This is a genomic window from Thermogymnomonas acidicola (assembly GCF_014646795.1).
In the GTDB taxonomy this organism is placed as follows: Archaea; Thermoplasmatota; Thermoplasmata; order Thermoplasmatales; family Thermoplasmataceae; genus Thermogymnomonas; species Thermogymnomonas acidicola.
Map to the genome: position 1 here is coordinate 1 of NZ_BMNY01000001.1, position 13,195 is coordinate 13,195.

The following is a 13,195-nucleotide window of genomic DNA, read 5'->3' on the forward strand; positions in this document are numbered from 1 at the left end:
TACATTCCCTTTTCCGAGGGAGTGTATGGTAAGTTTCCTGGAAGAAGCAGGAAATCTCCACCGTGAGGTGGAGATGCCCAGTCCGTGAGGGCGGGGTAGTTCACCTGTTTTTTCATGGGCTGTGCCCCTCCACCGCCTGGTGCCGTATCTCACCAATGAAGCCACTTTGCCATGCTGTCCGTGTGCCAGATTGAGTTCATGCGCCACTTCAGCGGCATGCAGTTGGTACAGGCAAGAAAAGCGTGGCGCAGGCCAGGGTGCATTCCCTTAATAACCCCATCATACTATACATGGTGAGATGACCGTGCCAGACATTGAGCTCAGCGGCGTCGTCAAGAACTACGGAAAGACTACTGCCCTCAACAGCATATCCTTCAGGATAATGCCGGGGGAGAGGTACTCCCTCCTGGGCCCCAACGGGGCAGGGAAGTCCACGACACTCAAGCTCATAGCGGGCCTCCTCGAGCCTGACATGGGTGACGTGATGGTGGGTGGCCACAGGGCCGGTTCCAACGAGGCTAAGGCACTGATAGGATACCTGCCAGAGGACGCCATCCCGTACGGTGTCCTCTCCGTGAGGGAGAATATAGAGTATATGGCGGCACTCAGGGGCGTCAGCGACCCAGAGGCCAGGACGGAGGAGATGCTGGAGATACTCTCGCTCAAGCAGATGGAGAAATACAAGGTACAGAAGCTCTCCAGGGGAAACAGGCAGAAGACTGCCATTGCAATGGCACTGATCCACAAGCCCAGGATAGCCATACTCGACGAGCCGCTCAACTACCTTGACATACCCACGCAGGAGCAGGTTGTTGACTTCCTGGAAAGCCTGGGAGCAACCTTCCTGGTGTCAACCCACATCATGTCCATCGCGGAGAAGCTCACTGACAGCGCCATAATAATCACGCACGGGAACATCGTGTACTCCGGCCCCCTGGACAACATAAGGAAGTCGACCGATGAGACCATAGAGAGGGCAGTGGCGAGGATGATGGAGGATGAGGTACACACTGAATAGCCTTATCCTGAGAACGAGGTTCACCAGGGGGTTCCTGGCACTCACCGTCCTCCTCCTCCTTTATTCAGGTTTGATAGGCTTCTTCAGCCCACACAGCAATGATGATGTGATATACGCACTGACTTTCACGGCCTTCCTCTTCCTGGTGATAGGGGTCAGTGGCGGCGTCGCTGTCAGGAGGCCGGACAGGGACTTCCTGTTCACCATGCCGCTTGACAGGAGGAAGCTCGGTTCCTCGCTTCTCCTGGCACAGTTCCTGACAACGGGAGTCTCCGAGGCCTACTTCCTCTTCGTGATCTTCAGGTTCCTGGGTCACCCCATTGCCATAGGGCTGGCCGTGGTTGCCCTCATTGGCACTGCCGGCATGCTGACAGGAGTGGGCATAATCAACTATTCCCTCACCCTGCCCAGGAGGGTCGTCGTGAGCGCGGTCATGGCCCTGCTCGCGCTGAGCCCACTCCTTGGCTTCCGGTACTCCTTCACAAGCCCCCTGGTCTCCTATTCCCCCGCGGGCACGGCTGTTTCAGCTGCTCTCGGCTCAATCTTCCTGGCCTACTCCTACAGGAATATCACGAGGACAAGTTTCGCGGAGGGGGGCCTCAGGCTCTCTGGCAGGGAAGAGTTCAGGAGCGAGATGGGCTTCTCCGGCCTCACCCCGAGGAGGGCCATAGTCCGCAGGTACATGAACCTCATAGACATCAGCTCCCGCTCGAGCGCCGGCGGCAGCATAAGGGTCTCGCAGATAAGGAGCAGCACCAAGGCCATCGTGCTCTTCTCTTCGGCGGTTGCAGCGGTCTACGCGGCCGTGGTCCTCACGCTCCCCTCTGCCAGGATCTCCTTCGGCAGTGACAACTTCAACATAATCACCTTCCTGTTCAGCGGGTATGTCAGCGTGATACTCCCTATCCTGTTCTCCCAGGGCGCCATATCGAACGAGAGGCTGTGGGCCGGGCCCATGACCATGGACCTGGCCTCCTATTTCAGGTATGCAATGCTCTCAAAGATGGCCCAGTCATACATAATAATGGCGCCATTCACCGTGGCCAACGTTTTCCTCTACTTCATGGGGCTGCACTTTGCGCTGAACTCAGTGCCGGTATTCCTGGGCATATCCCCAACTGCTGTGATAATATATGCGTTCCTTACTGCAAGGTACGCCCCTGTGCAGATCACGGACAGCGAGTTCATGTCGCAGACCTACAGCGGGAGGCAGTTCCTCCTGGTACTCCCGATGCTTGTCCTCTACCTCCTCGCCTTCGTCTCGGTGGCCTTCCTCACCTTCGGGCTAGCGGTGTCCGCCACAATGTACTGCATAACGGCCTACATACTGGCCAGAAGGAAGCTCTGGAGGCACCTGGTGAACATGCTCACCGAAAGGGGTTTTGTCTGAGAGTGCGGGAGGATAGGTTTATCCAAAGCGCCGCAGTATGTCCGTGAGTGTCCATGGCCATGATTAGGGTAGGTCAACCCAGCATTAGGGTGAGCTGGGCCTGGTATGACCAGGCATCTGGCATAGTTGAGTGGAAGTTAAGGAACGTGGGGGGCGGCAAGGGCTCTGTCATACTGATCAGGGACGGGTACGTGTTCGGTGGGGCCTTCTGGCCGGTGTACCTGAAGGTCTTCGGTTTCCCGGTAACCATGGACGATGCCCCGCTGGTCAACATGGGGCCGGCCAGGAACAACCCACCGCTTGGTGTCCTCACAGACCCTGACGGCCACGGTCAGGTGGGCTTCGTCTTCACACTCTCCGCAGGTGAGGCTTACAGCACCCTGGAAGGCGGGTTCAGCACCGAGTTCACGCCAGATTCCTTCGGCAAGATAGAGGCAATCAGCGTGATTCCTGAATCCGTGCACACGTTCATCATAACATACAACGTGAGTGCACAGTGCGAGCAGTACGCATCACAGACGGGCGAAAGCATAAGCTGCCCCGAGAACCCTGTGAAACTCAGATCGATGTTATGGAGGTCTGGGGAGGGCTTCCCCATACCTTTCATGGACGATATAGTGCAGCTGAGCTAGTGGGCGTTAGCCTCCGGCGAAACCGCAACGTCCTCCTCCTTCTTGGAGGGCGGCGTGAAGACCGTTGTGCCCAGCCAGTAGATGGTCTTCATCAGGCCGAAGAAGCTGTTCAGCTCGATCCTGCTGAACTCCCTTGCCTTCTGGCCGTTGGTCTCCATGAGCTCCTTGAATATGCCCTCGATGTGGCTGAACGTCCTGTCCATTATCATGTTCACAAGGTACCTGACCGCCCCGTTGCCCACACGCCTCGTCATGTATGGGAAGACCTGCCTTGTGACCTCCAGGTCGTGCTTCCAGGATACGTAGAGGAGTTCCCAGTACTTCTTTGGCAGCCTCTCCATGACCGGGAACGGGTTCTGCCTTATCCTGGACGTTCCCATGGGTATAACCGGCAGCGGGAAGACCCAGGCCCTCAGCTTCTCCGCGTATATGTCCTCGACCATCTCTATGCTCTTCTCCACATCCTCATCAGTCTCGTCCGGATAGCCTATGGTCATGGTGTAGCATGGCGTAATGTAGGCATCGTTAAGTATGGCCGTGGACCTTATTATTACGTCCTTCCAGTCTGCGGGGGTCCACGGGAACGGCTTGCCCCTCATGTACTTGGCGATTATCCTCTCGCTGCCGTTCTCCAGGCCGACCACAGGGGCCTCAGCCATATACTTGTCGTACTCCGCAATGTGCGATATCTCCTCCACCGTCTTCGGGCTGTCCAGCACCGCCGGCGAAGATATGTGCGGGAAGAATATCTGCTCCGCTCCCGCCTTCTTGACAGACTCGAAGAGCTTGACCACCGCCTCGTGGTTCGTCACGAGCCTCTTTGCGCCGTAGAGCAGTATGTCGTCTGTGAGAAGTTCTATGTTCCTAGAGCCGTGCTTCAGGTTCAGCTCGACCTCCTTCATCACAGATTCCAGGGGTATTGTCCTGAAAGTCTCGGGCGTGATGGAGCAGAACTGGCACCCCCTGGGGCAGCCCCTTGTTACCTGAACCTCCCCGAACCTGGCAGGCTTCACTATGGTGGGTATCTGCTCCACCTTCGGGTCCCTGCCCTTCATGTCCCTGGGCAGCTGCTCACCGTTGAGGGCCTTCCTCACCAGTTCCGGGAGATCGACCTCGGCCTCCCCGTAGAATATGGTGTCCACCCATTCCGGCCTCTCAAGCGCAAGCTGCCATGTTGCGGGCCCCCCTGCAAAGACCTTGAAGTTGTAGGCCCTCTTGAGCCTGGCGATCTTCTCCGACAGCTCAGTGAAGAACTGCGCTGTCCAGGATGGGCCTCCGCCAAACAGCATGGTGAGCTTGAAGGCAACAGGGCTCAGGCCGAGGGGATCGTGGACAGTTATACCGAGGAGTTTCGTATCTGGCCCCACGACCCTTTCAAGGGCCTCTGGGGGCGAGACTACAACGTCGTTGAAACCGGCATTAACTAGGACTGCCTCGACCTTCCTGAGCGCGTAAGGGGCCACCGTAGCCTCCCCGTTCCTGTGGTACGCGTTGGGCGGCGTGAACATCTTGTCCATCATCAGCCTGGGGACAAGCCTGGCCGGCATGCAGGCCACGTAGCCGAGCGTTGACACTCCAGCGTACTCCGTGAATGAGCCCCTGTCTGCGGTGAGAACTATCCTGGCCATGTTGCAATATTATACTTCAGTAAATATAACTGTTTTGAAAACGGGAAACATAGATGTCATGGATTTATTACTGCGGCGCAGGTGAGCCCCGTGACCTTATATAGGATATGACGTTGTCTATTATCCTCTCCCTCACCATGGATGGGTTGCGCCATGAGAAGAGTGAGGGCTCGAGGTAGCATGAGAGGGCGCATTTGTTGCAGCTCCTGTAACTGTCCCAGTCTATGGAGGCCCAGAGCTTCCTCAGATCCGTCTCCCAGACCCTCTGTGTTCCGGAATACTCATTGAGCACGTAGCACGGCGTCACGACCCTCCCCTGCGGGTCTATGTTTATGGTAAGCCATGGCTTGCATTCCCACGGGTCATTATGGTACCATGAGTTTATAACGCTCATGAAGTACTCCTTCGACTCCACTATGGGGTACCCCTGCTTCTTCATCTCGAGGAGCCTCTCCAGCACACCGCGGAGCCTCTGTGCATCCGGTGACATCTTATCCGCTGTGGAGTAATCGTATGCCACCTGGAAGCTGACGGAAACGCCCAGGGACCTGCCTAGCTCCACTATCTCCTCCGCCTGGTGCATGTTCTCCCTGGTAATCGTACTGCTTATTGAGACTGGAAGGTACTTCGTGGCCTCCTTAATGCCCTCTACGGCCTTCTTGAAAGAGCCCGGTATGCCGCGCAGCCTGTCGTGGAGCTCGCCTATCCCGTCTATGGATACGAAGAGGTAGTCCAGGTAGTCCTTTATGTCCCTGGCCCTCTCTTTCAGGAACCATCCATTGGTTACCAGGGACGTGTGGAACAGTGAATGTGATGCGGCCAGTATGTCCTTTATATCCCTCCTCAGAAGCGGCTCACCGCCTTCAAAACCCATGAACGAGACGCCGAAATCTGCAAGGGCCTTCAGCATGAGCTTCTCCTCTTCCAGGCTCAGGAGCTTCTCGTCCTGGCGCCTCCAGAACGGGCACATCTTGCACCTCAGGTTGCACGTGTAGAGCAGCTTGTGCCCGGCAATGAAGGGGCGCTTCTCAGACCCCAGGGAGGACAGCTGCCTCCTTATGCTCCTGAGGACCACCTGCTGGAATAGACCCATGTGCTAACCAACACATATCTTTATTCATACTTTTCCATAGCAATAAATATCGCACTGAGTAAAAGGGTCAAGAGTCGGCTTCATGCGTGCGCACGCGTGGTTTCAGGGCCAGTGGGACCTAGGCCTTCTGGGCCTCAGAGTAATCGTGCAGGACTGTCCTGCGCACCTTCCTCCTCTCGAAGAAGCCCCTCAGGATCACACCTACCTCCCTGTTCTTTTGCAGGCTGGTGGATGTGAAGTTCTGGGAGCCTATGAAGGCAAAGTCCCTGCCGACGATGGCCTTGGCGTGCATGTAGAGCTTCTTCGCGTCCATGAGCCTCACATGGACATGCGATTCCCTCAGGAGCTCCGCGTTTTTCCTGTCACTGGCGCTTATGGTGGATGGCAGCACAAGCCTCACGTGGCGCCCCCGCTTCCTGAAGGCCTCCATCACGGGCTTCGAATCGCCGATCTCCTCCGATTCTGCGATTATGGCCCTCGAAACCAGGGATGAAACGGATGTTTCAGAGCCCGGAGACGTTATGATCTTTGGGGTTACCCTCGGGGTTTCCTTTCCGTCCCAGTCGGAGTTGAACAGGGATATGAGGGATTTCCTTATGGCCCTGTCCTTGGTTATGTAGATGAACTCACGGTTCCTGCCGAAAGCAGCGGCTGTCATGTTGGCTGTCCCTATGAGGGCCTGCCTCTCGTTCACCATGTACTTTGCATGGTCGAAGACGCCGGGCCTGTCGAACGCTGCCGGAGACCTCCGTACCTTTGCGCCCGACATATTCAGTGCCTTCACCTCCGCAGTCACGTCGCTGTCTCCGTATGGCCTCCCATCGTAAATGATCCTGACCTGGGCACCGCGCTTTATTGTGTCCGAAACTGCCTTCAGGACATCACTGTCATCGATCAGGTAGAAGTTCATGAGGAGGAAACGCCTTGATGACCTGATGAACCTGAGCACCGGCTCCTTTCCATCATCAGGCTCAACGTATACAGGCATGGAAGGCCAATTGGTCACCTTTTAATTAATGATCTCTCCGAGTGGCAACCCCCTGGGTATTATATGAATTTACAAATATATTAAGACGCCGAAATTTTCACAAACATTCTTACCTCAGTGTCCCAGTGCCTTAAAGATTTCCCCATAGATACCCGACATTTTGTTTCCTTTGTGGAATATTCATAGATTTAGTATAATTCATAGATCTAATACTCACATGATAGGGACACCAAAAGCACCACTTTATAAAGAGACCGGAGCAATGATCAAACATGAACTTAGGGACGGAGAAGAGGATCTACGACCTGGGAGAGGGTGGCATGCACCTGGTCCACCTGCTGGGTGGAAAGGGGGCAGGCCTGGCGGAGATGAGGAGGATGGGGCTGCCTGTTCCTGCGGGCTTCACCATAACAACCGCGGAGTGCACGAGGTACCTGAAACACGGCAGGCTCGATGAGGGCCTGGTGAACGAAGTCAGGGAGGCCATGGGGAGGCTTGAGGCGGCCACCGGAAAGAGCTTCGGCAGGGGGCCAAGGCCACTCCTTGTATCGGTGAGGTCCGGGGCGCCAGTGAGCATGCCAGGAATGATGGACACTGTGCTGAACGTTGGCCTCAATGAAGAGACCATGGAGGCAATGGTAGCCCTCACCGGCGACAGGCGTTTCGCCCTGGACAGCATGAGGCGCCTCATGCAGATGTTCGGCACCACTGTACTGGGCATTCCTAAGGAGGAGTTCGATCGGGCCACACTCAGGGTTGCCAGGAACAACGGGCCTGGGAGTGCAGACATGATGGACCTGGATACGCTCGATGGCCTGGTAAGGGAGTTCGGTGAGGTCTACAGGAACCATGGCCTGGAGTTCCCACAGGATCCGTACAGGCAGCTCTTCATGTCCATAGAGGCGGTTTTCAGGTCCTGGAACTCCGACAGGGCCAGGGCATACAGGGAGATCAATGGGATAGACGATGGGATGGGGACTGCTGTAAACGTCGTGGAGATGGTCTTCGGCAACATGGGGGAAGATTCTGCCACAGGGGTGGTTTTCACAAGGGACCCGAATACAGGGGAGAAGAGGCTGAGCGGTGAATACCTGGTGAACGCACAGGGCGAGGACGTCGTGGCCGGTATAAGGACGCCAGAGAACGTCTACGGCATGGAGAGGCGCATGCCCGGGGCATTCAGAGACCTGGTAGAGGCCTGTGACAGGCTTGAAAGGCACTACAGGGACATGATGGACATAGAGTTCACAGTGGAGCGTGGCAGACTCTACCTGCTGCAGACCAGGGTGGGCAAGAGGGCGCCGAGGGCTCACCTGAGGATAACGCTGGACATGTTGAAGGAGGGCCTGATATCCGTGGAGGAGGCTGTGATGAGGGTGGAGCCAGAACACATAGAGGGGATCATGCACCCAAGGGTTGAGGATGGGCAGGACGGATCCGTGATCTGCTCGGGCCTTGCGGCTTCACCGGGGGTTGCCACTGGAGAGATCGTCTTCTCCTCGGACAGGGCCATAGAGCTCTCGAAGCAGGGCCGGAGGCTGATCCTGGTGAGGCCGGAGACCACGGCCGACGATGTGAGGGGCATGGCTGCCAGCGCCGGGTTCCTGACGCAGAAGGGAGGGATGACCTCTCACGCTGCCGTGGTCGCAAGGGCCATGGGAAAGCCAGCCGTTGTGGGCGCAGAGGAGATCGAGGTGGACCACATAGGGGGAGTGCTGAGGGCAAGGGGCCTCACCCTGAGGGAGGGAGATGTGGTGACAGTTGACGGCACCACTGGCAGGGCCTACATAGGCGAGGTCAGGGTCACGGAGGTGGCGGAAAGAGACGATATTGACGAGTTCCTTAGGGTGTGTGACAGCGTCAGCAGGCTCCAGGTGTGGGCCAACGCGAACACGCCTGAAGAGGTGGCCCTCGCGAAGAGAAACGGTGCGAAGGGCATAGGCCTGGCGAGGACGGAGAGGATGTTCCTCGGCAACGACAGGATCGGTGTTGTGAGGGCCATGATAATGAGCAGGGACAGTGAGGAGAGAAGATCGTACCTGGACAGGCTGCTCCCCATGCAGGTAAGCGACTTCACGGAGTTCTTCAGGACGATGGAGGGGATGCCAGTGATAATAAGGCTCCTCGATCCGCCCCTGCATGAGTTCCTTCCGGAGAAGGAGGAGATACTCGAAAGGCTCTCCGGGCCAGCTGACGGGGAAAGTGCGGCGGAACTCAAAAAGATGCTTGAAACCGTCAGAGACCTGGAGGAGTTCAACCCCATGCTCGGTTTCAGGGGCTGCAGGCTCGGCATAATACACAGGGAGATCTACGAGATGCAGGTCAGGGCAATAGCCAGGGCCGCTCTCAGGGTAAGGTCAGAGGGGATCGAGCCCAACGTCGAGATAATGGTGCCACTGGTTGGCCATGAGAACGAGATGAAGGAGCTGAGGGAGATCATAATGAAGACGTTCTCCAGTGAGGACCCTGAGGGGAGGATAAGGTACAAGATCGGGACAATGATCGAGGTGCCCAGGGCCTGCCTGGTGGCGGACAGGATCGCGGAGTTCGCGGACTTCTTCTCCTTCGGGACGAACGACCTGACACAGATGACCTTCGGCTACAGCAGGGACGATGCAGAGGGGAAGTTCATAAGGCAGTACATAGAGAGAGGAATACTGAGGCATGACCCGTTCACTTCCATAGATCTGGACGGTGTGGGCAGGCTCATGAAGATCGGGGTTGAACTGGGCCGGAAGACCAAAAGGGATCTGGAGATAGGCATCTGCGGTGAACACGGCGGAGATCCGGAGAGCATAGAGTTCTGCCACACGATAGGCCTGGACTATGTATCTGCCTCGCCCAGGAGGATACCCGTTGCGAGGCTGGCTGCAGCGAGGGCTGCCATAAGGAGCGCGATGGGGAGCAGGGAGTCCTGAGGATTTCAGTCAGAGTGCCCATGAGCAATCAAAACCTAAGATCTTTATTCCATTCTTTATTCCATTTTGTTCGCTGTGCGGTGCCTGGCTTGGTGAGGCAAGGCTGGAAACTGGCCCTACAACTACCGGGCTGGGCATGGGGATAAGGGCCCGGGCGCCCCGGGATACAGTGGAATCCGGGGAGCGTGCGGGCAGAGACTATGAATGACTGAACTTGCTACTGCAGCCCTGCCCTCCTCGCATTCTCCCTGCAGAACGACCGGAATTCCTCCCAGTTCTCCAATATCCCTTTTATAACTACTGCACCATTGAGCTCGCTCCTAGATGCGACCAGGAGCGTCACCGTGTCCATCCGCCTCAGCCCCTCGAGCTCTTTACTGTGGCAGAGCTCTTCCCTGTACCTTTTCCTGAACTCATCCCACCTGGCTGGGTCATGTGAGTACCAGCGCCTGAGGGCGTCACTGGGTGCAATGGACTTTGCCCACAGGTCCATCCTCAGGGCATCCTTCTTCATCCCCCTCGGCCAGAGCCTCTCCACAAACACTCGGTAACCATCTTCCTCAGAAGGTGCGTCGTAAACTCTCTTCACCATGACGCGAACCATACAACATTACATGTAGCCCCAATTTATAAAGTCCGGTGATCTGGACTCACCAAGTTAAGACTGGGCACGGTGCACAGGGTGTCGCAATACTTCCATCCATCTAAACCGGTAAAGCGTACGTTTATCCATCTCCAGCGCCCCTAGAAACCTGCCTTGCACTTACCCACATGCCCCCGATGGTCTACTCCACGGGTCTCCCTTCAAAAAACCAGTATGCGGAAGCCGGGATTCGAACCCGGGTTAAGGGCTTGGGAAGCCCCTGTGATGACCACTACACTACTTCCGCCCATCTCCAGAATGGCAAGCCATTATTTATAACTATACGCAGCGATAAATTACCACCCGTACCAGAAAAACGCTGCAGGCAAACCAGGCTTCGCAATAGCGAGAGGCCACACCCCTGAGCGAAAAGTGTAAGTTGGCGCTCTTCTCCGCACTGGAAAATTATAGGTGCGGGACTGGCACCTCAGTACCAGCCCCTTGCCTTCATTGCGTCGGCCACCCTCTTCACAGATATTATGTAAGCGGCCGTCCTTGGGTCAACGTTGTACTTGTTTGCAGTGTCCAGCACGTCGTGCGTGGACTTGGTCATCTTCCTGTCCAGCTTCTCGTAGACCTCGTTCTCCGTCCAGTACTCCCCTGTCTGGTTCTGCACCCACTCGAAGTAGGAGACTGTGACTCCGCCTGCGTTGGACAGGAAGTCTGGGAGAAGCAGCACCTTGTTCCTGTACAGTATCTCGTCCGCCTCTGGAGTGGTCGGGCCGTTTGCCAGCTCCAGCACTATCTTGGCCTTCACCTTGGATGCGTTCTTCGCAGTGATCTGGTTCTCGATCGCCGCGGGTATGAGTACGTCCACCTCGCTCTCGAGCAGCTCCTCGTTCGTTATATCCTCCGTACCCGCAAGGCCCTGCACGGTTCCCGCCTTCTTCTTCTGCTCCATGAGCTTTGCGTAGTCTAGCCCCTTCGGCGAGTAAACGCCTCCCCTGGTGTCTGAAACGGCAACTACCTTGGAGCCGAACATCTCCCTGACCAGCTTCACGGCGAACTGCCCGGCGTTCCCGAAGCCCTGTATCGCAACTGTGGCCTTCGATAGGTCAAGGCCGACCCTCTTTGCAGCCTCCCTGAGGACGAACATGCCACCCCTTGCAGTCGCGTCACCCCTGCCCAGTGAACCCCAGTTCTCTATGGGCTTGCCGGTTATCACGCCCGGTGCAGAGTGCCTCACGATCGTCTCGTACTCGTCCATCATCCAGGCCATTATCTGCGGTGTTGTGTAAACGTCCGGAGCAGGGACATCAACCTCGGGACCGATGAAGTCCGCTATTGCCCTTATGTAGCCCCTGCTCAGCCTCTCCAGCTCGCCCTGGCTCATGCTCTTCGGGTCGCATATCACTCCTCCCTTCCCTCCACCGAGGGGGAGGTCCATGACAGACGTCTTCCATGTCATCCAGGCAGCGAGTGCCTTAACGGTTGAGAGCGTCTCCTCAGGGTGGAATCTTATACCGCCCTTGGCTGGTCCCCTCGCTGTGTTGTACCTTACCCTGAAACCTGTGAAAACCTTCGTCTTCCCATTGTCCATCTTCACGGGTATGCTCACCTGGAGCACCTTCTGTGGCTGGCTGAGTATGGCCAGCGCCTCTGGGTCCAGGTTCATCACGCTTGCAGCCTTGTTGAGCTGCTTCAGCGCTATGTCAAAAGGATCCAGATCCTCCCCATCTGCCCTCACTCCGGTCTTCACTTTGCCGGATATCTGGACATTTTCCGTCATGCTTTCACCACATGTCCCCAAATGAGGGGACACATGGGCATGGCATGAGAGCCATTAAACTTTTCATGCGACTTATTTTACTGGATCTGCTATGACATGACATGATGTCTGCGACAACTGTCCACGACAGTGGCCGTACGGTGAAAATATTCCAAGCCGATGGGCAGGAGGCCAGGGTTAAACCTGCATTTTATATGGTATATGAAAGACGAGGCAAGATCCATGCTTATCATGATATACTGGAAAATATACATCACCTGTACCGCGGCGGGAAGAAACTTTTATGCTGGCATCACGCATGGTGTCTGCATATCGCCACACAGTGCTATAAAATTCACTGGTCTGTTGTGGCCTTACTCTGGAGGAGAATGACATGGCAGAGCTTCAGGAGATGGGACAGATGAGGTTGACCATTTCAGTAAGGAACCTCAGGGAGATCGCAGACCTCCTCAACACGGTCGTGACGGAGGCCAAACTCAAGATAGACCAGTCCGGGATCACTGTGAAGGCCGTTGATCCCGCACATGTCGCAATGATCAGCCTTGAGATCCCCAAGGGCGCTTTCTCAGAGTACCAGGTGGAGAGCGAAGAGGAGATCGCAATAGACGTCGAGAGGCTCAAAAGCGTGATAAAGCTGGCGAGCAGCAACGACAGTGTGACCATGAGCAAGGACAAGGAGAAGCTGAAGTTCGAGATAGGCACCATAGCGAAGAGCATAGCGCTTCTCGACAGCCAGGCGGTGACCACGCCGAGGGTGCCACAGATCTCTTCAGATTACTATGTGGTGCTTAACAAGAGCGAACTGGAGAGGGGGCTGAAGGCTGCGGAGGACATATCAGACGCGGTCAGGTTCACACTGACGCCCGATGAGTTCAGGGCAAGGTCCGTCTCCGATTCTGAGGAGAGCGAGCTCAGGCTTCCCAAGGACATGCTGAAGGAGATAAAGTGCAACGTTACGATAAAGAGCTCTTACCCCCTTGAGTACCTGCTGAAGTTCGTCAAGTCGCTAGCAAGCGCGGACGTGATAAAGCTCAGCTTCAAGGACGACTACCCACTGTCCATAGATTTCAACTTCGGCTACGGAAAGGACGGCACGCAGGGGGCTATAAAAGGTACATTCCTGCTGGCCCCGAGGATGGAGCAGTGACACTACTTC

General features: G+C 56.2%; 10 protein-coding genes and 1 tRNA gene. 5 read left to right on the plus strand and 6 right to left on the minus strand.

The genetic code is table 11. From position 1 onward, the window contains the following. Window positions 1-304: 304 nt before the first annotated feature. Genes IEW66_RS00005 through IEW66_RS00015 form a run of 3 tightly spaced genes read left to right on the plus strand, consistent with a single transcriptional unit; the run spans window position 305 to window position 3,040 of the window. Window positions 305-1,018 carry an ABC transporter ATP-binding protein gene (locus tag IEW66_RS00005; protein ID WP_188679228.1) on the plus strand — a complete coding sequence of 238 codons (714 nt, stop codon included), beginning with the start codon at window positions 305-307 and terminating at the stop codon, window positions 1,016-1,018. Next, on the plus strand, window positions 999-2,408 hold the full coding sequence (locus IEW66_RS00010; RefSeq protein ID WP_188679229.1) for a hypothetical protein: 1,410 nt from the start codon (window positions 999-1,001) through the stop codon (window positions 2,406-2,408). The genes IEW66_RS00005 and IEW66_RS00010 overlap by 20 nt, the downstream gene beginning before the upstream one ends. A 53-nt stretch (window positions 2,409-2,461) precedes the next feature. After that, window positions 2,462-3,040, plus strand: a complete 579-nt coding sequence (locus IEW66_RS00015; protein WP_188679230.1) for a hypothetical protein — start codon at window positions 2,462-2,464, stop codon at window positions 3,038-3,040. Here IEW66_RS00015 and IEW66_RS00020 read toward each other — a convergent pair. From IEW66_RS00020 to IEW66_RS00030, 3 genes are all read right to left on the minus strand, one after another. Further along, entirely contained in the window at window positions 3,037-4,668 is a 1,632-nt protein-coding gene (locus IEW66_RS00020; RefSeq protein ID WP_188679231.1) for a B12-binding domain-containing radical SAM protein, read from the minus strand. The two genes, IEW66_RS00015 and IEW66_RS00020, sit on opposite strands and share 4 nt — an antisense overlap. A 67-nt stretch (window positions 4,669-4,735) precedes the next feature. Further along, complete coding sequence (locus tag IEW66_RS00025) at window positions 4,736-5,761, minus strand: PTO1314 family radical SAM protein (RefSeq protein WP_188679233.1); 1,026 nt, start codon at window positions 5,759-5,761, stop codon at window positions 4,736-4,738. Window positions 5,762-5,879: 118 nt separating this feature from the next. After that, window positions 5,880-6,749 (minus strand): phospholipase D-like domain-containing protein, encoded by an 870-nt coding sequence (locus IEW66_RS00030; RefSeq protein WP_188679235.1) that lies wholly within the window; start codon window positions 6,747-6,749, stop codon window positions 5,880-5,882. A 272-nt stretch (window positions 6,750-7,021) separates the two neighbouring features. Here IEW66_RS00030 and ppdK point away from each other — a divergent pair, with 272 nt between their 5' ends. Continuing rightward, window positions 7,022-9,667, plus strand: a complete 2,646-nt coding sequence (gene ppdK / locus IEW66_RS00035; RefSeq protein ID WP_188679237.1) for a pyruvate, phosphate dikinase — start codon at window positions 7,022-7,024, stop codon at window positions 9,665-9,667. Window positions 9,668-9,884: 217 nt separating this feature from the next. Here ppdK and IEW66_RS00040 read toward each other — a convergent pair whose 3' ends face one another. The 3 genes from IEW66_RS00040 to IEW66_RS00050 all read right to left on the minus strand — a co-directional run bounded on the left by IEW66_RS00040 (window position 9,885) and on the right by IEW66_RS00050 (window position 11,925). Beyond that, a complete protein-coding gene (locus IEW66_RS00040; protein WP_188679239.1) occupies window positions 9,885-10,271 on the minus strand; it encodes a DUF488 domain-containing protein in 387 nt (128 codons plus the stop codon). A gap of 214 nt (window positions 10,272-10,485) precedes the next feature. Then, window positions 10,486-10,557: transfer RNA gene (locus IEW66_RS00045), tRNA-Gly, on the minus strand. Between the two features lie 180 nt (window positions 10,558-10,737). Further along, the gene (locus IEW66_RS00050) at window positions 10,738-11,925 is read right to left on the minus strand and encodes a Glu/Leu/Phe/Val family dehydrogenase (protein WP_373286577.1); all 1,188 of its coding nucleotides are present in this window, start codon (window positions 11,923-11,925) and stop codon (window positions 10,738-10,740) included. A gap of 487 nt (window positions 11,926-12,412) precedes the next feature. On the opposite strand from IEW66_RS00050, the gene IEW66_RS00060 reads away from it, so the two are divergent. Next, window positions 12,413-13,186: a DNA polymerase sliding clamp gene (locus tag IEW66_RS00060; protein ID WP_229657384.1), complete on the plus strand. Its 774-nt coding sequence runs from the start codon at window positions 12,413-12,415 to the stop codon at window positions 13,184-13,186. The last annotated feature ends 9 nt before the right edge of the window (window positions 13,187-13,195 follow it).